Source organism: Burkholderia mycopellens (genome assembly GCF_964265025.1).
Taxonomy (GTDB): Bacteria; Pseudomonadota; Gammaproteobacteria; order Burkholderiales; family Burkholderiaceae; genus Burkholderia.
On record NZ_OZ183802.1, the window covers coordinates 2,822,112 to 2,843,750 of the forward strand.

Sequence of the window (21,639 nt, forward strand, 5' to 3'; positions counted from 1 at the left end):
CGGCCCACTGAAAACACTAACGCGACGAAGAACGTTAATGCGAACAATTCTCAATAATGGCGAAGTTTAGCACCGAACCTGTTTCGGAACAAACGGGGAGCCGTGTAAACCCCTGATCCGACAAGGCTTACAGGCTCCCTACCGCAGGGGCTAGGTGACGCTTGGCAAGATTTACCGGCCGCCGTTGACGTGATCGCCGACGTTCGCACCGAACACGCGCTCACGCAGCAGCGCAAGTTGGTCGCGGGTCGCGGCGGCCTTCTCGAACTCGAGGTTCTTCGCGTAGTCGGCCATCTGCTTCTCGAGGCGCTTGATTTCCTTGGCGAGCTGCTTTTCCGACATGTCCTCGAATTTCGCGCGCTGCTGCGCTTCCTTCAGCTCCGCGCGTGCCTCGTCCGCGTTGTAGACGCCATCGATGATGTCCTTGATGCGCTTCACGACACCGCGCGGCGTGATGCCCATCTTTTCGTTGTGCGCGATCTGCTTCGCACGGCGCCGCTCGGTCTCGCCGATCGCACGCTTCATCGACTCGGTCATGTTGTCCGCGTAGAGGATCGCCTTGCCGTTCACGTTCCGCGCCGCGCGGCCGATCGTCTGGATCAGCGAGCGCTCCGCGCGCAGGAAGCCTTCCTTGTCCGCGTCGAGGATCGCGACGAGCGACACCTCGGGAATGTCGAGCCCTTCCCGCAGCAGGTTGATCCCGACCAGCACGTCGAACGTGCCGAGCCGCAGGTCGCGGATGATCTCGACGCGCTCGACCGTGTCGATGTCGCTGTGCAGGTAACGCACCTTGACCCCGTGATCGGCGAGAAACTCGGTGAGCTGCTCGGCCATGCGCTTCGTCAGCACGGTGATCAGCACGCGCTCCTCGGCCTTCACGCGCGCGTTGATCTCGGCCAGCACGTCGTCGACCTGCGAGCTCGCCGGCCGCACTTCGATTTCCGGATCGACGAGGCCCGTCGGCCGCACGACCTGTTCGGCGATCTGCCCGGTCACGCGCTTCTCGTAGTCTGCCGGCGTCGCCGACACGAACACGACCTGGCGCATCTTGCGTTCGAACTCCGGAAACTTGAGCGGCCGGTTGTCCAGCGCCGACGGCAACCGGAACCCGTAGTTGACGAGGTTTTCCTTGCGCGCGCGATCACCGTTGTACATGCCGTTCAACTGGCCGATCAGCACGTGCGATTCGTCGAGCAGCATCAGCGCATCGGGCGGCAGGTAGTCGACGAGGGTCGGCGGCGGATCGCCAGGCTCCGCGCCCGAGAAATGCCGCGAGTAGTTCTCAATGCCCTTGCAGAAGCCGAGCTCCTGCAGCATCTCGAGGTCGAAGCGCGTGCGCTGCTCGAGACGCTGCGCCTCGACGAGCTTGCCGGCGCCGTGAAAGAACTCGAGCCGCTCGCGCAGTTCTTCCTTGATCGTCTCGACCGCGCGCATCACGGTCTCGCGCGGCGTCACGTAGTGCGACGACGGATACACGGTAAAGCGCGGGATCTTCTGCCGCACGCGCCCTGTCAGCGGGTCGAACAGCTGCAGCGTCTCCACCTCGTCGTCGAACAGTTCGACGCGCACGGCCAGCTCCGCGTGTTCGGCCGGGAAGATGTCGATCGTGTCGCCGCGCACCCGGAACGTGCCGCGTTGGAAATCCTGCTCGTTGCGCGTGTACTGCATCGCGATCAGCCGCGCGATCACGTCGCGCTGGCCGAGCTTGTCTCCGGCGCGCAGCGTCAGGATCATCTGGTGATATTCGGACGGGTTGCCGATACCGTAGATCGCCGACACCGTCGCGACGATCACGACGTCGCGGCGCTCCATCAGGCTCTTCGTCGCCGACAGCCGCATCTGCTCGATGTGCTCGTTGATCGACGAGTCCTTTTCGATAAACAGGTCGCGCTGCGGCACGTACGCTTCAGGCTGGTAATAGTCGTAGTACGAGACGAAATACTCGACCGCGTTGCGCGGGAAGAACTCGCGAAATTCCGAGTAGAGCTGCGCGGCGAGCGTCTTGTTCGGCGCGAACACGATCGCCGGGCGGCCGAGCCGCGCGATCGTGTTCGCCATCGTGAAGGTCTTGCCCGAGCCCGTCACGCCGAGCAGCGTCTGGAACGAGAGACCGTCCTCGACCCCTTCGACGAGCGTCTCGATCGCGGTCGGCTGATCGCCTGCGGGCGGATACGGTTGATACAGCTGGAACGGCGACCCTTCGAAGGTCACGAATTTCGATTCGTCGAGCGCGTCGCCGGTTTCGGCTTTATGTTCGGACATGGAATGCGGCCGGAGCGAGGGCAAAGAAAGCATTCTAGCGCTTCGCGGCCTCGCGAACTGCTGTCGGCTCCTGACGTGCGGCGACCGCCCGGCATCTCGATTTGCCGCCGAATTTCGCCGCGGATTCGTCGCCCCCGCCTGCACGAATTCGCTACAATGTCAGGCTGCTGCGCTTTCCGGCGTCGTGCCTGCCCGCGCGCGGTTCGCCGCGCCCGCCCCGCTCGTTGAAAGCCTGACCCTCTTTTCACTACTGCCGAATCATCATGTCGCTCTTCTCCGCTGTCCAGCTTGCTCCCCGCGACCCGATCCTGGGCCTGAACGAAGCCTTCAACGCCGACACGCGTCCGACCAAGGTCAACCTCGGCGTCGGTGTGTACACGAACGAAGAAGGCAAGATTCCGCTGCTGCGCGCGGTTCGCGAAGCAGAGAAGGTGCGTGTCGAGGCCGGCCTGCCGCGAGGCTACCTGCCGATCGACGGCATCGCCACCTACGATGCGGCCGTGCAGAAACTGCTGCTCGGCAACGACTCGCCGCTGATCGCGGCAGGTCGCGTGGTCACGGCCCAGGCACTGGGCGGCACGGGCGCGCTGAAGATCGGCGCCGATTTCCTGCGTACCGTGAACCCGAACGTGAAGGTCGCGATCAGCGATCCGAGCTGGGAAAACCATCGCGCGCTGTTCGAAGCAGCAGGCTTCGAAGTCGTTGCGTACCCGTATTACGACGCTGCCACCAACGGCGTGAACTTCGAAGGCATGCTGTCGGCATTGAACGGCTACGCGGCAGGTACGGTCGTCGTGCTGCACGCGTGCTGCCACAACCCGACCGGCGTGGACCTGACCGAAGCGCAATGGCAACAGGTCGTCGACGTCGTGAAGGCGCGCAACCTCGTGCCGTTCCTCGACATGGCCTACCAGGGCTTCGGCGAGAACATCGAGGCCGATGCTGCGGCCGTGCGCCTGTTCGCCGCGGCCGACCTGAACGCATTCGTGTCGTCGTCGTTCTCGAAGTCGTTCTCGCTGTACGGCGAGCGCGTCGGCGCACTGTCGATCATTACGTCGAGCAAGGAAGAAGCGACGCGCGTGCTGTCGCAACTGAAGCGCGTGATCCGCACGAACTACTCGAACCCGCCGACCCATGGCGGCGCCGTGGTCGCAGCGGTGCTCGCATCGCCGGAACTGCACGCTTCTTGGGTGCAGGAACTCGGTGAAATGCGCGATCGCATCCGCGCGATGCGCAACGGTCTCGTCGAGCGCCTGAAGGCAAGCGGCGTCGATCGCGACTTCAGCTTCATCAACGCACAGCGCGGGATGTTCTCGTATTCGGGCCTGACCTCGGCGCAAGTCGATCGCCTGCGCGAAGAGTTCGGCATCTATGCGGTCGGCACGGGCCGGATCTGCGTTGCAGCACTGAACACGCGCAACCTCGACGCAGTCGCCAATGCAATCGCAGCCGTCCTGAAGTAACGCGGCTTGAGCAGGCGGCAGCCGTCATCGGCCCCGCCCTGCCAAAATGAAAACGCACTCTACGGAGTGCGTTTTTTTATGCCATTCGCCGGCGGGCAGCTACCCCGCCCGCCCCCGCATCACTGCATGAACCAGCCGTGGCTGACGACAACCGACTGGCCCGTGAGCGCGGCGCTCGGGAAGGCCGACAGGAACAGCACCGTCTGCGCGACGTCCTGGACGGTCGTGAACACGCCGTCGACCGTATTGCCGAGCATCACCTTCTTCACCACTTCCTCCTCGCTGATCCCGAGCTCCTTCGCCTGCTCCGGAATCTGCTTGTCGACCAGCGGCGTGCGCACGAAGCCCGGGCACACGACGTGCGAGCGCACGTTGTGCTTCGCGCCTTCCTTCGCCAGCACGCGCGCCAGGCCCAGCAGGCCGTGCTTGGCCGTCACGTACGCCGACTTCAGCGGCGACGCTTCGTGCGAGTGCACCGAACCCATGTAGATCACGACACCGCCGCGATCGTCCTTGTACATGTGCTTGAGCGCGGCCTTGGTCGTCAGGAACGCGCCGTCGACGTGGATCGCCTGCATCTTCTTCCAGTCGGAGAACGAGTAGTTCTCGATCGGGTTGACGATCTGGATGCCCGCGTTCGACACGAGGATGTCGACCGAGCCGAACGTTTCGGCCACCTTGTCGATACCGCTGTTCACGGCATCCTCGTTCGTCACGTCCATCGCGACGCCGATCGCCTTGCCACCCGCCTTGACGATCTCGTCGGCAACGGCGTTCGCGCCGTCCTGGTTCAGGTCGGCGATCGCGACGGCCGCGCCCGCCTTCGCGAGCTCGAGTGCGATTTCCTTGCCGATGCCGCTTGCCGCGCCCGTGACGACTGCGGTCTTGCCGCTCAGATCTGCTGCCATGTCCGTCTCCTCCCGTTGTCGGATCGATAAAACACGCGCCCACCGCATCCGCTACCGTCGCGCGATCGTGCTGGCGGGCCAGCCGTCATTGTGCACGATCGGCCCCGCCGTTCGCGCGCAAAACGTCTAAGCTTAAGGTCGGTTCTGTTACTCGGGAGATTCGCATGCACTATCGACGGCTAGGCCGCTCCGGCTTGCAGATCAGCGAGCTTTCGCTCGGTTCGTGGGTGACGTACGGCAATCAGGTCGACCAGCGGGTCGCGCGCGAATGCCTGGCTGCGGCGCGCGACGCGGGCGTCAATTTCTTCGATAACGCCGAGGTCTACGCCGGCGGCAAATCCGAGGAAATCATGGGCCACGCGCTCAAGTCGCTCAACTGGCCACGCATCAGCTATATCGTGTCCACGAAGTTCTTCTGGGGCCTCGCCGAAGTGCCGAACCAGTATCACACGCTGAACCGGAAATACCTGCTGAACGCCATCGACGGCTCGCTGCGCCGGCTGCAGCTCGACTATGTCGACCTCGTCTATTGCCATCGCCCCGACCCGAACACGCCGATCGAGGAAACCGTCTGGGCGATGAGCGACATGATCGCGCACGGAAAAGCGCTGTACTGGGGTACGTCGGAATGGAGTGCCGACGAGATCCGTGCGGCGTACGAGATCGCCGAGCGGCATCACCTGCGCAAGCCGGTCGTCGAGCAACCGCAGTACAACCTGTTCCACCGCACACGGGTCGAACAGGAATATGCGCGGCTCTACGACGACTACGGTCTCGGCCTCACGACCTGGAGCCCGCTGGCATCGGGCCTGCTCACCGGCAAGTACCGTAACGGCGTGCCGCCCGGCAGCCGCGCGCAATTACAGGGTTACGACTGGATGCGTGACCGCCTGACCGATCCGGCCGCCAACGACATCGTCGAACGGCTCGGCTCAATCGCAGCCGAGCTCGGCTGCAGCACGGCCCAGCTCGCGATTGCGTGGGTACTCGCAAATCCGCGCGTGAGTTCGGTCATCACGGGCGCGTCGCGGATCGAGCAGATCAGTGACAACATGCGCGCGCTCGATGTTGCCGCGAAGCTGACGCCGGATGTGAAGCAACGCATCGAGGACGTGGTCGGCGATGCGTACGAGTAAGGCGATGCGCGGCCACTCGCGTACAATACGCGGCCCGCATCGGCGCCCGGCCTGACGGCCGCGCACGATCGACCGCTTTTATTGATTCACCTTTCGTTTCAGGCAGCCCGCCATGCTCAGTTATCGTCACGGTTTTCACGCAGGCAACCACGCGGACGTGCTCAAGCACGCCGTCGTCGTCCAGCTGCTGCGCTACCTGAACAAGAAAGACAAGTCGTACTGGTACATCGACACGCATGCAGGTGCCGGGGTGTACTCGCTGCGCGACGGCTATGCGGCGAAGACGTCGGAATTCGACACCGGCATCGGCCGGCTGTGGAACGAAAAGAACCTGCCGGAGGTGCTGGGCGACTATGTGGATGAAGTTCGCGCGCTGAACGACGACGGTGAACTGCGCTTCTACCCCGGTTCCCCATACATCGCATGGCGATCGATGCGCGAGCAGGACCGCATGCGCCTGTTCGAAATGCACACCACGGAAATCGACGTGCTGCGCCACAATTTCCGCGATGCGGGGCGACGCGCGATGATCTTCGCCGGCGACGGCTTCGAAGGCGTCAAGGCGCTCCTGCCGCCGCCGCCGCGACGCGCACTCGTGCTGATCGACCCGTCCTACGAGGACAAGAAGGATTACGCGCGCACGGTGACTTGCGTGACGGAGTGTCTGAAGCGTTTCGCGACGGGCTGCTATGCAGTCTGGTACCCGCAGGTGACCCGGACGGAATCGCAGCGTTTTCCCGAGCAGTTGAAGCGCCTGCAACCGAACAACTGGCTGCACCTGACGCTGACGGTGTCGAACCCGCCGACTGACGGGCTGGGCCTCTACGGCAGCGGGATGTTCATTCTGAATCCGCCGTATACGCTCGCCCAGAGCATGAACGAGGCACTCCCCTATCTGGTCGAGATGCTCGGGCAGGATAGCGGTGCCCGCTACCAGATCGAGCACCGCGGAAACTGATCGGGCGACCGGCCGTTACGGCTGAGGTCTCGGGGCGAGCCTCGGCTGGCTGGGCGGCTGTCCACCCCACGCGGGGACATTGATATACGGCGCGACGAACAGTGGAACCGACGTGTTCGGTACCTGCCCGGCCGGGGCCCGCATGCCCGCCGGCTCGACGATCGGCTCGGAAGACAACGGTGCCGTCTGCAGCACCAACCCGCCCTTGCCGTCCTGGATACCGCGGTGCGTATCGAGAATAAGCGGCTTGGACGACGTCGCGGCAGCGGCCGCAAGTCCATGGACAAGCACCGCCGCGCCCAGAACGAGACGCGCGCGGGCACTTCGACGCACATCGAGACGCAAACGCATGATCGTGTCCTTCAGGATGAAAAGCAGGTGCATACCATAGCGCTGCACGTAAGCGACTCGCGATGGCCGTTATAGACCGCAGCGCGGACCGACGCCAAAGTGATGCCCATCATTTTCGAAGTGATGGACACCACTTTGTCAGATACGATGGAGAAACAGGGTAGTCGTAAAGGACGCCCGAACCATAGTGCCGAATTCCGGCGTCGCTTGGCGATGGCAGCTTGCGAGCCGGGTGTTTCGGTCGCCAAGTTGGCTCGCGAGCACGGTCTGAACGCGAATCTCGTGTTCACGTGGCGCCGCCAGTATCGCGCGGAACAGCAGGCTGCGGTGGTGCCACTGTTGCCGGTGGCGATTGTGGATGAGGCGTCGCGAGAAGCGGTGCCTCTGCCCGTGCCCACCATCGAATCTGGGATCGGGAAACCGGCTGTGCCCACCGGCACGATTGAGGTTCGAATCGGCCGAGCGGTGATCAAGGTCGACGGCGTGGTCGACACCGAGATGCTCCGAATGGTGCTGGGGAGCCTGCGGCCATGATCTCTCTGCCCCCGGGTACGCGCATCTGGCTCGCAGCGGGCGTGACCGACATGCGCTGCGGGTTCCAGGGGCTAGCCGCGAAGGTGCAGACCGCGCTCGAAGAGAATCCGCTGGGCGGCAATGTATTCATCTTCCGCGGCCGCCGCGGCGATCTTGTGAAGCTGCTTTGGGCGACCGACGACGGGCTCTGGTTGCTCGCGAAACGATTGGAACGAGGCCGTTTTATCTGGCCGCAGGCCGACGGCGGAAAGATCCATCTGACGAGCGCCCAACTGTCGATGCTGCTCGAGGGCATCGACTGGCGACAGCCACGCCGCACCGCCGCGCTGTCGATGTTGTAAACCGCGTCGAAGGCTCGTAAACTGCGACGCATGTCCAAAGATGCGCCGCTTCCTGCCACCGTCGCTGAGCTCCAGGCCCTGGTGCTCGCGCAGCAAGCATCGCTGCTTGAGCAGCAGGCATCGATCGCAAACATGGTGCGGGAGATCGCCGCCCGCGACGACGAAATCGAGCGCCTGAAGGTGCAGATCGACAAGCTCAGGCGAATGTACTTCGGGAGCAAGTCCGAGAAACTGGCCCGGCAGATCGATAGACTCGAGGCGCAACTCGAAGACCTGACGGCCGGCCAGGGTGCGGCAGACACGCGAGGGCATCGAGACAAGGCGTCGAAAGCGCCCCCCAGTCGAGCGCCCACGCGAGAGCCGCTGCCGCCGCACTTGCCGCGCGATGAAATCGAACTTACGCCGGATCCGGCTTGCCCCAAGTGCGCGACGCTGATGCAGCGGCTCGGCGAGGATGTATCCGAGCAGCTCGCCCGCGTGGCGGCCGCGTTCAAAGTAATCCGCACGATCCGCCACAAGCTGTGCTGTCCTGATTGCGGCCACATAGAACAACCCGCGATGCCCAGCCTGCCGATCGAGCGCAGCATTGCCCATCCGAGCCTGCTGGCCGATATTGCGGTATCGAAGTTCGCCGATCACCAACCGCTGTATCGCCAATCGGAGATTGCCGCACGCGACGGCGTGACGCTGGATCGCGCCAGCATGGGGCGCTGGCTCGGGCAGATTGCCGAGCTTTGCGTGCCACTTGTTGAAGCGATCCAGCGCTACGCGCTGGTCCCCGGCAAGGTGCACGTCGACGACACACCGGTCGCAGTGCTCGCACCAGGCAACGGAAAGACGGTGACCGGACGCTTCTGGGCCTACGTGCGCGACGATCGCCGCTCGGGCTCGACTGACCCGGCTGCGGTATGGTTCGACTTCTCCTCGGATCGCAAAGGGGTTCACCCTCAAACCCGGCTCGTCGCATTCCACGGCATCCTGCAGGCCGATGCCTACGCCGGATTCGATCAACTGTACGCGAGCGGCGAGATCCAGCAAGTGGCATGCTGGGATCACGCGAGGCGGTACATCTACGATGTTCACGTGCGCACGCCGACTCCGGATACCCAGCAACTGCTCGAGATGATCGGCGAGCTTTACAGCATCGAAGCCAACATCCGCGGCAAGGCGCCTGACGAGCGTCTGCGCGTGAGGCAGGAGAAGACCAAGCTGTTGCTCGCGAAGTTCGAAGCGACGATCAGGGCGAAACTCGCGACGCTGTCGACGAAGTCCGCGCTCGCCAAAGCGATCAACTACTCGCTGAACCACTGGGCAGCGCTCGTGTTCTACTGCGAGGACGGTCGGGCCGAGATCAGCAACGTGCTTGCCGAGAACGCCCTGCGCTGTGTCGCGCTCGGACGCAAAAACTATCTGTTCGTCGGCTCCGACAGCGGGGGCGAGCGGGCCGCTGCGATGTATAGCTTGATCGGGACGTGCAAGCTCAACGGAATCAACCCGCGTGCTTACCTGGAATACGTCCTGACCCACATCGCTGATCACAAGATCTCTCGCATCGACGAATTGCTTCCCTGGAACGTGGCCGGCAAACTGAAGCCGGCGACCCCACCTACATCCTAACCGTGTAGGTCACGGACTCCACCACGCCATCACCATCATGCCTCACGCGCGCGCGAATGGGGGACTGGCCTACCCGAGCCGCTTACGCTGCACTGACGATTGCGCCAGATCCGGCGCACAAAAAAACAAAGCCCCGTCAAATACGGGGCTTGCTTATCGTTCGGTGCCACGTGACACCTGACGGTAACTCCGATTACAGCGAGTAGCCGTTGGTTTCGAGCGAGCGGATGCGGCTCTCGAGCTGGACGATGTCCGACGACGTGGCAAGGTAAGCCTCACGGCGTTCACGTTCTGCAGATTCGAACCAGTTGCTCAGCTTTTCGACGATGTAGGCGATCATGACGTTCTCCAAGGAAGGGGGACCCCTGGTGAATCGGTGTTCAGGGATTTCCCGTATAGGGTTATCCCGAATTATAGCGATGCCGCACCAAGATGCTAGTGAAATACTTGCATGGAAACCATTCCATTTTGGAATGATGGTCCAGGAATACCACATAACCCATTGATTTTTATCGAGATCTCATCGAGGCGCGATTGGGGCCTCGAGCGCGCGCACTAATTTGGTTCACTGGCGGGTTCGGATAGACGCGCCAAAATCGGGCATTCGGGCCGCCCGTCACCATGACAGTGCGCAGCAAGATCGGCCAGTGTGTCACGCATGTCGCTCAGATCGGCGATACGCTTGTCGAGCTCGGCCACATGCTCGAGGGCAATCGACTTCACTTCGGCGCTCGCGCGGGAACGGTCTTGCCAGAGCATCAGCAACTTGCGGATGTCCTCGACGAGAAAGCCAAGGCGTCGCGCCTGACGGATGAAGCGTAGGGTATGAATTTCGTCCGTGCCGTAGATCCGGTAGCCGGCATCGGTACGCTTGCTGGGCGCCAGCAGGCCGACCTGTTCGTAGTACCGGATCATCTTTGCGCTGACTCCGGATTCGCGCGACGCGTCGCCGATATTCATTCCTGCCCTCTCCATCAAGCCCTGGTTTTGAACATGAACGTCGACGCATGCAATCGCCGACGGCACTTCGATCGTATCAAATCGCGTGGTTTCGTTCCGGGTAAGGATTGACTGCAGGACGACGGTCGGGTGATCTGGCGTGCATGCCAGTGGGATGCGATGAATAGAGCGCTCTTCCCTCGACGCACAGGCATTTCCGCCGCTGAAATGCAAAAACCCCCGCCTTTCGGGCGGGGGTTTCTGGCTAAGGGAGCCTGACGATTACCTACTTTCACACGGGAATCCGCACTATCATCGGCGTAGAGTCGTTTCACGGTCCTGTTCGGGATGGGAAGGGGTGGGACCGACTCGCTATGGTCATCAGGCAAAGGGGGTTGTTGTGCTGGCTTCGCAGCACAACCAATCTGGGAAGAAGCAGTAATTGAGGTTGTGTGTATCACACACGAGAATCCAACCAGTCCGACGCGCTGTAATCAGCGCGAAACAGACTTGTTATAGGATCAAGCCTTACGGGCAATTAGTATCAGTTAGCTGAACGCATTACTGCGCTTACACACCTGACCTATCAACGTCCTGGTCTCGAACGACCCTTCAAGGGGATCTAGTCCCCAGGGATATCTCATCTTAAGGCGAGTTTCCCGCTTAGATGCTTTCAGCGGTTATCTCTTCCGAACATAGCTACCCGGCGATGCCACTGGCGTGACAACCGGTACACCAGAGGTTCGTCCACTCCGGTCCTCTCGTACTAGGAGCAGCCCCCTTCAAATATCCAACGCCCACGGCAGATAGGGACCAAACTGTCTCACGACGTTTTAAACCCAGCTCACGTACCTCTTTAAATGGCGAACAGCCATACCCTTGGGACCGGCTACAGCCCCAGGATGAGATGAGCCGACATCGAGGTGCCAAACACCGCCGTCGATATGAACTCTTGGGCGGTATCAGCCTGTTATCCCCAGAGTACCTTTTATCCGTTGAGCGATGGCCCTTCCATACAGAACCACCGGATCACTATGACCTGCTTTCGCACCTGCTCGACTTGTCGGTCTCGCAGTTAAGCACGCTTATGCCATTGCACTATCAGCACGATTTCCGACCGTACCTAGCGTACCTTCGTACTCCTCCGTTACGCTTTGGGAGGAGACCGCCCCAGTCAAACTGCCTACCATGCACTGTCCCCGACCCGGATCACGGGCCAAGGTTAGAACCTCAAACAAACCAGGGTGGTATTTCAAGGACGGCTCCACCGAAACTAGCGTTCCGGTTTCATAGCCTCCCACCTATCCTACACAGATCGGTTCAAAGTCCAATGCAAAGCTACAGTAAAGGTTCATGGGGTCTTTCCGTCTAGCCGCGGGTAGATTGCATCATCACAAACACTTCAACTTCGCTGAGTCTCGGGAGGAGACAGTGTGGCCATCGTTACGCCATTCGTGCAGGTCGGAACTTACCCGACAAGGAATTTCGCTACCTTAGGACCGTTATAGTTACGGCCGCCGTTTACCGGGACTTCAATCAAGAGCTTGCACCCCATCATTTAATCTTCCGGCACCGGGCAGGCGTCACACCCTATACGTCCACTTTCGTGTTTGCAGAGTGCTGTGTTTTTATTAAACAGTCGCAGCCACCAGTTTATTGCAACCCCTTCACCCTTTGCGCGCAGGCGCATCAAGCTACAAGGGCGTACCTTATCCCGAAGTTACGGTACCAATTTGCCGAGTTCCTTCTCCCGAGTTCTCTCAAGCGCCTTAGAATACTCATCTCGCCCACCTGTGTCGGTTTGCGGTACGGTCATCGTTAGACTGAAGCTTAGAGGCTTTTCTTGGAACCACTTCCAATTGCTTCGCTCCCTAGGGAGCTCGCGCCACACCCTTGAATCCTGCGCCCGGATTTGCCTAAGCGCCTTCTCCAATGCAGCGACCGGGACTTCCAACACCCGGACAACCTTCCGCGATCCGTCCCCCCATCGCATCTAACAATGGTGCAGGAATATTGACCTGCTTCCCATCAGCTACGCATTTCTGCCTCGCCTTAGGGGCCGACTCACCCTACGCCGATGAACGTTGCGTAGGAAACCTTGGGCTTACGGCGAGGGGGCCTTTCACCCCCTTTATCGCTACTCATGTCAGCATTCGCACTTCCGATACCTCCAGCACGCTTTTCAACGCACCTTCGCAGGCTTACGGAACGCTCTCCTACCATGCGTGCAAAGCACGCATCCGCAGCTTCGGTATATAGCTTAGCCCCGTTACATCTTCCGCGCAGGACGACTCGATCAGTGAGCTATTACGCTTTCTTTAAAGGGTGGCTGCTTCTAAGCCAACCTCCTGACTGTTTTAGCCTTCCCACTTCGTTTCCCACTTAGCTATATTTGGGGACCTTAGCTGGCGGTCTGGGTTGTTTCCCTCTTGACACCGGACGTTAGCACCCGATGTCTGTCTCCCGTGATTGCACTCTTCGGTATTCGGAGTTTGCTATGGCGGGGTAATCTGCAATAGACCCCCCAACCATGACAGTGCTCTACCCCCGAAGGTGAGACACGAGGCACTACCTAAATAGTTTTCGGAGAGAACCAGCTATTTCCAAGTTTGTTTAGCCTTTCACCCCTATCCACAGCTCATCCCCTAACTTTTCAACGTTAGTGGGTTCGGACCTCCAGTACGTGTTACCGCACCTTCATCCTGGCCATGGATAGATCACTTGGTTTCGGGTCTACGCCCAGCAACTGAACGCCCTATTCGGACTCGCTTTCGCTACGCCTGCCCTATACGGTTAAGCTTGCTACTGAACGTAAGTCGCTGACCCATTATACAAAAGGTACGCCGTCACCCCTTTCGAGGCTCCGACTGTTTGTATGCATGCGGTTTCAGGATCTATTTCACTCCCCTCCCGGGGTTCTTTTCGCCTTTCCCTCACGGTACTGGTTCACTATCGGTCGATCACGAGTATTTAGCCTTGGAGGATGGTCCCCCCATCTTCAGACAGGATTTCACGTGTCCCGCCCTACTTGTCGCACACCTAGTTCTTTCATACTGTTTTCGCCTACAGGGCTATCACCTGCTATGGCCGCACTTTCCAGAGCGTTCGGCTAACAATACAAATAAAGAGTGCAAGGCTCATCCCATTTCGCTCGCCACTACTTTGGGAATCTCGGTTGATTTCTTTTCCTGCGGTTACTTAGATGTTTCAGTTCACCGCGTTCGCTTCACATGGCCTATGTATTCAGCCATGGATACTCCAAAAGGAGTGGGTTTCCCCATTCGGACATCTACGGATCAAAGCTCGTTTGCCAGCTCCCCGTAGCTTTTCGCAGGCTACCGCGTCCTTCATCGCCTGTGATCGCCAAGGCATCCACCACATGCACTTGTTCGCTTGACCCTATAACGAGTCTGTCTCGTTACAGGTTGAGTTCTCGCGTTGTGCCGTATTCCAATTGAGTCAAACATAGAGTTCGAATCATCTTGAGATACATCGATACAATCACAACCCGGATAACTTCCACGTCCATCTCAAGACGCTTCCGCTATCCAAATTACTTACTTCTTCCAGATTGTTAAAGAACGACAGCCGATATGGTTTTACTCATATCACTCTGACTGGCTCAATCGCCAATGGCAAATGCTCGTCTCACACGTCACTTTCGTGTGATCCAAACGCTTCCCATTGAAGATTGGTGGAGGCAGACGGGATCGAACCGACGACCCCCTGCTTGCAAAGCAGGTGCTCTCCCAGCTGAGCTATGCCCCCATGAGTACAGATTGCCTCAGGTGTTACCGCCAGACAATGGTGGGTCTGGTTGGATTCGAACCAACGACCCCCGCCTTATCAAGACGGTGCTCTAACCGACTGAGCTACAGACCCCTGAGTCTGTCTTTAAATTTACAGCCGATAAGCGTGAGCGCTCAACTTCGCGAGATAGCTCTGGAAAGGAGGTGATCCAGCCGCACCTTCCGATACGGCTACCTTGTTACGACTTCACCCCAGTCATGAATCCTACCGTGGTGACCGTCCTCCTTGCGGTTAGACTAGCCACTTCTGGTAAAACCCACTCCCATGGTGTGACGGGCGGTGTGTACAAGACCCGGGAACGTATTCACCGCGGCATGCTGATCCGCGATTACTAGCGATTCCAGCTTCATGCACTCGAGTTGCAGAGTGCAATCCGGACTACGATCGGTTTTCTGGGATTAGCTCCCCCTCGCGGGTTGGCAACCCTCTGTTCCGACCATTGTATGACGTGTGAAGCCCTACCCATAAGGGCCATGAGGACTTGACGTCATCCCCACCTTCCTCCGGTTTGTCACCGGCAGTCTCCTTAGAGTGCTCTTGCGTAGCAACTAAGGACAAGGGTTGCGCTCGTTGCGGGACTTAACCCAACATCTCACGACACGAGCTGACGACAGCCATGCAGCACCTGTGCGCCGGTTCTCTTTCGAGCACTCCCGCCTCTCAGCAGGATTCCGACCATGTCAAGGGTAGGTAAGGTTTTTCGCGTTGCATCGAATTAATCCACATCATCCACCGCTTGTGCGGGTCCCCGTCAATTCCTTTGAGTTTTAATCTTGCGACCGTACTCCCCAGGCGGTCAACTTCACGCGTTAGCTACGTTACTAAGGAAATGAATCCCCAACAACTAGTTGACATCGTTTAGGGCGTGGACTACCAGGGTATCTAATCCTGTTTGCTCCCCACGCTTTCGTGCATGAGCGTCAGTATTGGCCCAGGGGGCTGCCTTCGCCATCGGTATTCCTCCACATCTCTACGCATTTCACTGCTACACGTGGAATTCTACCCCCCTCTGCCATACTCTAGCCTGCCAGTCACCAATGCAGTTCCCAGGTTGAGCCCGGGGATTTCACATCGGTCTTAGCAAACCGCCTGCGCACGCTTTACGCCCAGTAATTCCGATTAACGCTTGCACCCTACGTATTACCGCGGCTGCTGGCACGTAGTTAGCCGGTGCTTATTCTTCCGGTACCGTCATCCCCCGACTGTATTAGAGCCAAGGATTTCTTTCCGGACAAAAGTGCTTTACAACCCGAAGGCCTTCTTCACACACGCGGCATTGCTGGATCAGGCTTTCGCCCATTGTCCAAAATTCCCCACTGCTGCCTCCCGTAGGAGTCTGGGCCGTGTCTCAGTCCCAGTGTGGCTGGTCGTCCTCTCAGACCAGCTACTGATCGTCGCCTTGGTAGGCCTTTACCCCACCAACTAGCTAATCAGCCATCGGCCAACCCTATAGCGCGAGGCCCGAAGGTCCCCCGCTTTCATCCGTAGATCGTATGCGGTATTAATCCGGCTTTCGCCGGGCTATCCCCCACTACAGGACATGTTCCGATGTATTACTCACCCGTTCGCCACTCGCCACCAGGTGCAAGCACCCGTGCTGCCGTTCGACTTGCATGTGTAAGGCATGCCGCCAGCGTTCAATCTGAGCCAGGATCAAACTCTTCAGTTTAAACCTGTTACTGTTTTCGGTTCTTTCGAACCGGTCGCTCACTCAAAGCTGACAGGAATATGAATTGCTTCATAAACCTGACTTACTTTAGTGTGAGACTCTTGATACTTTTGCTATCTGACCCGAGGATCAGCTCGCTTCCATCAAGCGCCCACACTTATCGGCTGTTAATTTTTAAAGAGCATTCTGCAAGGAACTTCGTGTTTCCCGGCAGCGCTGCGTTTTCAGCAGCAGAGAAGCGAGATTATGAACCGTGTTTCGCAGTTCGTCAACAACTTTTTAACATCAGCGTTGCGACTTCGGGGCTCAACTTCCAGGCCAGTTGCGCGCGCCAGACTGCCGCACACCACCGACCCTGCTTCCCTCTTCCGCGCCGCGTTTCCGTTAGCGCGAAAGAGGCGTGATTGTAGGCAGCTCGCAGCATTCATGCAAGGGGTTTGAAGCAACTTTTTTACAAAAGCTGCAATTCGGCCGGCCGGCCATGCCGCGGCACGAGACCGCTTACGGCGCAAAGAACGGACTAGAATGTGAGGTTCTTCGCCTCTTTCTATATACGTCTTTAATATGCGCCAGCGAATCGCCAAACGCCTCCCCCCCGATGCCGACAAACTGGTCGGTTTGTCGCTTGCGCTCTTCGCCTCGGGCAGCCGCATCGAGGATCGCTTCTGGGAAGCGAAGCTCGACGCGCTGCTCGCCAAGATTGTCCGCAACGGCAACCAGACCACGCTCGACGCAGCGCTCGACCATCTGCAGCAGAATCATCCCGACGCTTATGGCGCGCTCGCCGACATGGCCGAGACGCACAGCGAGTCGATGGTGGTCGAGCACGACGGCCAACCGTTCGATGCGCTGCTGGTCGCCGTCCCGGTTCTCGCATGGACGCGCTACATGATTCCGTCGGGCCCGCTCAAGGGTGACGTTGCCGACGCGCTGCGAACCCACCTGCAGGCGCACGTCCTTGCGAACGGCACCCTCGTCGGGCTTGCACCGTTCCTCTACAGCATCGACCAGCTGCCGCGACACCACGTCGAGACCTACCGGCTCGCCCAGCAGCTCGCGCATGCGGCGATCAGCCAGCATCCGCCCAAGCTCAGCTTCGGCGACCTGCCCGAAACCTCTCCCATCCTGGCCGACCCGCGCTTCCTGCTCGCCGTCGTCGCTGCCCCCGCCGGCGCACCGCTGTTCCGCTGGCAGGAAGAAGAAAGCGGCAGCCGGATCGAACGCGGCCAGTGCCTCGAACAATGGACGGCCCAGGGCGGCCCGAACCTGTCGATCGCCCTGCCCGGCTGCGAGTTCGAATGCCTACTTCCGGACGCGTACTATTCCGCTTGCCGCGATGCGGACGAACGTGTGCGTCCGCACACGGTGAAAACTGCCATTCGTTATCTTTTCGACACACTTGGTACAGCACCGCAAGAGCTGCGCGCGGTGGTCGCCGGCTTCGGTGAACGCCGTATCGACGAGTACCGTGTCGGCTTCACGCGGCGTGCCAGCAACGACGTAATCTACGGCGTCGTATGGCCGCTCTACGGCCGCGAAAACGGTGACATGTCGATCGACAGCACAACGCTCGAAGGTGAAGCACCGATCGAAGGACCGGTCGAGGAAATCGTGAGCCTGCTGAAGGAATGCGGTGTAACCGACGTCCGGCGGCACGCGGGCCGCTTCGAACCAGAATATTGCGATGACTGCGGCGTGCCGCTCTATGCGGATCCGCTCGGTGAAATCGTCCACGCGGAAATGCCGGAAGACGCGTCACCCGCCCAGCCGCACTTTCACTGACCCGCAGCACAGCAGGCCCTGACGGCCTGCCCGCCCGAAGCCGCTCACGGTTCCCGCCGGAGCGGCTTTTTACTTGTCTGCCATCCCGCCGCCCGAAATTTCATACTTTTCCTAAGCCTTTCAGCCAAGCAGACATCATGTAAGGTCTTTGTCATCATTAGACCCAAGGCATGCCAGACGGCAGATCAATGGCTCACATTACGGAGGTTGAATATGCGGTTCCTGATGCTCAATTCAGACGCCGAGCGGCGTGACGGACTGAAGGCCCTGTTGCGACAGATCGACCGTCACGCCGGCATCAACGATGCGCCCGACAGTTTCCAGGCGCGCAGGCTGCTGCGCAACCAGCGTTTCGACCTCGTCGCGATCGACTGGCTCGACGTCGGCCGGCTCAGCGACCTCCAGGCGCTTTGCAGCGCGTGCTCGCCGGCACCCGTCGCCGTCCTGGTCGACGAAACATCGCCGGAAGCCATCCAGCGCTTCTTCAACTATGGAGTCGCCGGCGTGATCCCGCATTCCACGCGGCCGCACCTGATCGTGCGTGCGCTCGAGATCGTGCTGCTGGGCGGACACTACATTCCGCCGATCGCGCTCCGTCTGCTGCCGTCTACTGCTGCGGCGCGCTACGACGCCCATTTCCAGACACTCGCCGGATCGCTTCCCCGCCGGCCGCCGAGCGGCCTCTTGTCACCGCGGCAAGCGCAGATCATGCGCTTCGTCCACATGGGCAGCACCAACAAGATGATCGCCCGCACACTCGGCATCAGTGAAGGCACCGTCAAGATCCACCTCGCCAGCATCTTCCAGCAGCTCGGCGCCGCCAACCGCGCCGCCGCGGTCGCGATCTACAACGGCTGGCTGTCGCCCCACCTCGAGGTGCTTCTGGCGAACCGCAGTCGCACGCGCAAGCCGCCCATCGGTGAACACGGCCCGGTTCCGCTGCGTACACAACGGAACGACCGCCCGTACCCGTTGCCGTCCTCGATCGACAGCGCGCAGGACCTGCCGATCGCCGCCGAGCCGCCGGCGCGGTTCCGGCGCGAACGCTAGGCAAACAGTCTCGATATTGCGACGGTCGGCGTGTCCGGATTCCCACCTTTGATGCTCAACGAGTAATATGGACGCATGGGTTTTCTCTTCACACCGCTTCCGCTCTGGGTTGGCATCGGTGGCTGGATCGCCGCCGTGGCCCTGCTCGCGCTCGCGATCTGGAATCGTCCCTTCGTGCGCCTGCAGGACGCCACGCTCCAGCACGTGTGGCTCGCGCTCGTCACCGCCATCGCGGTCCTCTGGGCCTCGAATGCATGGCTCGAAGATGGCATCGTCATGCATCTGCTTGGCGCGACGCTGCTCGTCACACTGTTCGACTGGACACTCGCACTGATCGCGATGGGCGCCATCACGGCGGTCGCCGCGATCATCTTCGACGCGCCCTGGCAGGGCATTGGCCTGACCTATCTGATCTACGGCGCGCTGCCGGTCGCCGTGTCGGCATTGCTGCAGCGCGCCGCACTCGCATGGTTGCCGCACAATCTCGCGTCGTTCATTACCGGCCAGGGATTCCTGTCGCCGGCCATCGCGATCGCCGCGGTCGCCGCTGCTGCGGCCGGGGTCCAGCTCGCGCTCGCGGACGGCGTGCCCGTCGTGATTCCCGCCGGCTATCTGCTGAACACTGCGCTGCTCGCACTCGGCGAAGCGTGGTTCACCGGCATGGCGACGGCACTCATCGCCGTCTATCGCCCCGCATGGGTCACGACGTTCGACGTCCGGCGCTATCGTCTCGGCGGCCCGCGCGCCTGAATTGCCCTCTGGCGGCGGCACCGTCATCGCGTGCCGGCAGCCCCTCGCGCAGTACGGCAGAATGCTACATCTACTGCCGCACAACTTTTTTACGCTAAGATTGAACTCCGGTTCTTCATCGGGCATCTATACGTGCCCGATGCCTCATTCGCTCCTCACCAATAACCAGATGGACAGCTCTCCTGCGTCGCTCCGGATTTTCCGGGCGCTCGGCAAGCTGGCAGCCTGTATTGCGGGCCTGTCGCTTGCGCTTCCGACACCGGCATTCGCCGATCTGCTCGACCAGCGCTCCGAACTGATCAACAAATTCGTCAACGAAATGCATGCCGATCCGCTCGCCGCCGATTGTGCAGCGCACGGCAGCTTCATTGCCAGTACGTCGTCTGCCTTCGACCGCGTCGACTTCGCGCCGAACGCATTTGACAGCGGCAACGCGACGATCACGCCATGGAACGACTCGTTCGACCAGGGCAAGCAGCGCGTGAAGGTCGACAATATCGTCACGGTCGACGGCCTCGGCATCCACGGCGACGGCAGCGACCCGACGCCGCTGAAATTCCGATGCGGCTATGTCGGTCAGCAAATGCTCGCGTTCAGCTGGAACGACCCGGTTCCGCCGCTTAAGCCGCGCGTCGAGCGCTCCTCGTCCTCGACGAAGAAATTCAAGGGCAAGACGCACCGAGGCAAGGGCAAGGCAAAGGCATCGAGCCGCACCGGCAGTAAGAAGGCCGTTGCAACGAAAAAGTCGAGCGGCCAGAAGAAGGTCGTGAAGAAAAAAAACGCGAAGAAGTCCTGATACGGCGAAGCATCATCGACAGAAGCAAAAAAGCCGGGGCATCCTGAGATGCCCCGGCTTTTTTTCTCATGTCGCGACGCTACGCTTACGCGAACGTGTCGACGTGCACCAGGATCGCCGCCAGCATCGCCGCGCCAAGCGCCGCGCTGCGCTCGCCGTTCCAGCCGACTCGTTCGTCGGGCAGGTTGGCGTTGTCCTTGAACGGCATCTCGAGCGTCAGCGACAGGCAGCCGAACTGATGGCCGATGTACTTCGACGCGAGCTTGAGCGCGTCCTCCTTGTACTTGCTCGCGGCATAGCCGTGCTCAGTCTGGAAGTCGGGGCTCGCGACCTTGAACGCTTCGATGAACGCGGTCTGCTCCTTACCCTGCTGCTCGGTAAAGCTCGGCAGCATCTCCGACCCTGCAACGAACACGTACGGCAGATCCTCGTCGCCGTGAATGTCGAAGAACATGTCGCAGCCGATCGCGTGGATTGCATCGCGCACGGCCAGCACCTCGGGACTGCGCTCGGCATCGGGCGCCATCCACTCGCGGTTCAGGTTCGCGCCTGCCGCGTTGGTGCGCAGGTTGCCATGCACACTGCCGTCCGGGTTCATGTTCGGGACGATATGGAACGTCGCACGATCGTACAGCTTGCGCGCGACCGGATCGCCCGCCCAATCACCCCATCCGGCCAGCCGCTTGACGAGGCCTTCGACGAACCATTCGGCCATCGACTCACCAGGATGCTGGCGCGCGATGATCCACACCTTCTTCTTCGGCGTGCCGTCGGTTTCCGGCGTACCGAGCGTCAGCAGCGACATCGGACGGCCCTCGACCGTGCGGCCGAGTTCAACGACGCTCGCCTGCGGCAACTGCTGGACCGCGCCGAGAAATGCCGCGTGACGCTCTTCCGAGTACGGTTCGAAATACGCGTAATAGATGCTGTCGAATTCCGGCGTATGGTCGATGGTCATCGTCTTGCCGTCGAACCTCGTCGGCACGCGGAACCAGTCGACCCGGTCATAGCTCGCCACCGCGCTGTAATTGCGCCAGCCCGACGGATACGCGCATTCGGCAGCATTCTCGAACGTCATCACGCAGCGCTCGCCGCGCGCGCCGGTCAAGCGGTAGTAAAACCATTGCGCGAATTCCGAGCGGGTGTCGCCGCGCACGCGCAGCCGAATCGCATCGGGACTGTCGCACGACACGACGTCGATTGCGCCTGCGTCGAAATTGCTGGTGATCGAAAGGGCCATCTGTCTCTCCTTGGACGACCAGAACAGGCGGTG

16 protein-coding genes, 2 tRNA genes and 3 rRNA genes are annotated in these 21,639 nt (G+C 60.6%); 10 read left to right on the plus strand and 11 right to left on the minus strand.

Going from position 1 to position 21,639, the window contains the following annotated elements; genetic code table 11:
• Positions 1-171: 171 nt before the first annotated feature.
• Entirely contained in the window at positions 172-2,262 is a 2,091-nt protein-coding gene (uvrB, locus tag ACPTTC_RS13025) for an excinuclease ABC subunit UvrB (protein ID WP_423392720.1), read from the minus strand.
• A gap of 263 nt (positions 2,263-2,525) precedes the next feature.
• Between uvrB and ACPTTC_RS13030 the strand changes: the two genes are divergently transcribed.
• Entirely contained in the window at positions 2,526-3,725 is a 1,200-nt protein-coding gene (locus ACPTTC_RS13030) for an amino acid aminotransferase (protein WP_423392721.1), read from the plus strand.
• A gap of 119 nt (positions 3,726-3,844) precedes the next feature.
• Here the strand turns inward: ACPTTC_RS13030 and ACPTTC_RS13035 are convergent, their stop codons facing one another.
• Positions 3,845-4,633, minus strand: a complete 789-nt coding sequence (locus tag ACPTTC_RS13035) for a 3-hydroxybutyrate dehydrogenase (protein WP_423392722.1) — start codon at positions 4,631-4,633, stop codon at positions 3,845-3,847.
• Between the two features lie 164 nt (positions 4,634-4,797).
• Between ACPTTC_RS13035 and ACPTTC_RS13040 the strand changes: the two genes are divergently transcribed.
• Both ACPTTC_RS13040 and ACPTTC_RS13045 read left to right on the plus strand, forming a co-directional pair.
• Positions 4,798-5,769 (plus strand): potassium channel beta subunit family protein, encoded by a 972-nt coding sequence (locus ACPTTC_RS13040; protein WP_423392723.1) that lies wholly within the window; start codon positions 4,798-4,800, stop codon positions 5,767-5,769.
• Positions 5,770-5,881: 112 nt separating this feature from the next.
• Complete coding sequence (locus ACPTTC_RS13045; protein WP_175958559.1) at positions 5,882-6,727, plus strand: 23S rRNA (adenine(2030)-N(6))-methyltransferase RlmJ; 846 nt, start codon at positions 5,882-5,884, stop codon at positions 6,725-6,727.
• 15 nt (positions 6,728-6,742) lie between these two features.
• Here the strand turns inward: ACPTTC_RS13045 and ACPTTC_RS13050 are convergent, their stop codons facing one another.
• Positions 6,743-7,111 (minus strand): hypothetical protein, encoded by a 369-nt coding sequence (locus ACPTTC_RS13050; RefSeq protein ID WP_175958558.1) that lies wholly within the window; start codon positions 7,109-7,111, stop codon positions 6,743-6,745.
• A gap of 69 nt (positions 7,112-7,180) precedes the next feature.
• On the opposite strand from ACPTTC_RS13050, the gene tnpA reads away from it, so the two are divergent.
• The 3 genes from tnpA to tnpC are packed head-to-tail and all read left to right on the plus strand — an operon-like array spanning position 7,181 to position 9,570.
• Complete coding sequence (gene tnpA, locus ACPTTC_RS13055) at positions 7,181-7,612, plus strand: IS66-like element accessory protein TnpA (protein WP_423391977.1); 432 nt, start codon at positions 7,181-7,183, stop codon at positions 7,610-7,612.
• Positions 7,609-7,953 (plus strand): IS66 family insertion sequence element accessory protein TnpB, encoded by a 345-nt coding sequence (tnpB, locus tag ACPTTC_RS13060; RefSeq protein WP_089339208.1) that lies wholly within the window; start codon positions 7,609-7,611, stop codon positions 7,951-7,953. Before tnpA ends, tnpB begins: the two co-directional genes overlap by 4 nt.
• 30 nt (positions 7,954-7,983) lie before the next feature.
• A complete protein-coding gene (tnpC, locus tag ACPTTC_RS13065) occupies positions 7,984-9,570 on the plus strand; it encodes an IS66 family transposase (RefSeq protein ID WP_423391976.1) in 1,587 nt (528 codons plus the stop codon).
• Between the two features lie 193 nt (positions 9,571-9,763).
• Here the strand turns inward: tnpC and ACPTTC_RS13070 are convergent, their stop codons facing one another.
• The 7 genes from ACPTTC_RS13070 to ACPTTC_RS13100 form a co-directional block, all read right to left on the minus strand.
• Positions 9,764-9,910, minus strand: a complete 147-nt coding sequence (locus tag ACPTTC_RS13070) for a DUF3563 family protein (protein ID WP_006478295.1) — start codon at positions 9,908-9,910, stop codon at positions 9,764-9,766.
• Between the two features lie 215 nt (positions 9,911-10,125).
• On the minus strand, positions 10,126-10,530 hold the full coding sequence (gene cueR / locus ACPTTC_RS13075; RefSeq protein WP_226201376.1) for a Cu(I)-responsive transcriptional regulator: 405 nt from the start codon (positions 10,528-10,530) through the stop codon (positions 10,126-10,128).
• A gap of 252 nt (positions 10,531-10,782) precedes the next feature.
• A 5S ribosomal RNA gene (gene rrf, locus ACPTTC_RS13080) occupies positions 10,783-10,895 on the minus strand.
• Positions 10,896-11,026: 131 nt separating this feature from the next.
• A 23S ribosomal RNA gene (locus ACPTTC_RS13085) occupies positions 11,027-13,908 on the minus strand.
• 293 nt (positions 13,909-14,201) lie between these two features.
• A tRNA-Ala gene (locus ACPTTC_RS13090) sits at positions 14,202-14,277 on the minus strand.
• A 37-nt stretch (positions 14,278-14,314) separates the two neighbouring features.
• Positions 14,315-14,391: transfer RNA gene (locus ACPTTC_RS13095), tRNA-Ile, on the minus strand.
• A gap of 64 nt (positions 14,392-14,455) precedes the next feature.
• Positions 14,456-15,988, minus strand: a 16S ribosomal RNA gene (locus ACPTTC_RS13100).
• The 16S, 23S and 5S rRNA genes sit together here with 2 tRNA genes alongside, the layout of an rRNA operon.
• A gap of 564 nt (positions 15,989-16,552) precedes the next feature.
• Here ACPTTC_RS13100 and ACPTTC_RS13105 point away from each other — a divergent pair.
• The 4 genes from ACPTTC_RS13105 (at position 16,553) to ACPTTC_RS13120 (ending at position 20,366) form a co-directional block, all read left to right on the plus strand.
• Entirely contained in the window at positions 16,553-17,770 is a 1,218-nt protein-coding gene (locus ACPTTC_RS13105) for a DUF2863 family protein (protein WP_423392724.1), read from the plus strand.
• Between the two features lie 213 nt (positions 17,771-17,983).
• Positions 17,984-18,820 carry a LuxR C-terminal-related transcriptional regulator gene (locus ACPTTC_RS13110; protein ID WP_423392725.1) on the plus strand — a complete coding sequence of 279 codons (837 nt, stop codon included), beginning with the start codon at positions 17,984-17,986 and terminating at the stop codon, positions 18,818-18,820.
• A 75-nt stretch (positions 18,821-18,895) separates the two neighbouring features.
• A complete protein-coding gene (locus ACPTTC_RS13115) occupies positions 18,896-19,570 on the plus strand; it encodes an energy-coupling factor ABC transporter permease (RefSeq protein ID WP_423392726.1) in 675 nt (224 codons plus the stop codon).
• A gap of 139 nt (positions 19,571-19,709) precedes the next feature.
• Positions 19,710-20,366 (plus strand): BspC domain-containing protein, encoded by a 657-nt coding sequence (locus ACPTTC_RS13120; RefSeq protein ID WP_423393358.1) that lies wholly within the window; start codon positions 19,710-19,712, stop codon positions 20,364-20,366.
• Between the two features lie 85 nt (positions 20,367-20,451).
• On the opposite strand, the gene ACPTTC_RS13125 is transcribed toward ACPTTC_RS13120, so the two are convergent.
• Positions 20,452-21,606: a M14 family metallopeptidase gene (locus ACPTTC_RS13125; RefSeq protein WP_423392727.1), complete on the minus strand. Its 1,155-nt coding sequence runs from the start codon at positions 21,604-21,606 to the stop codon at positions 20,452-20,454.
• Between the last annotated feature and the right edge of the window lie 33 nt (positions 21,607-21,639).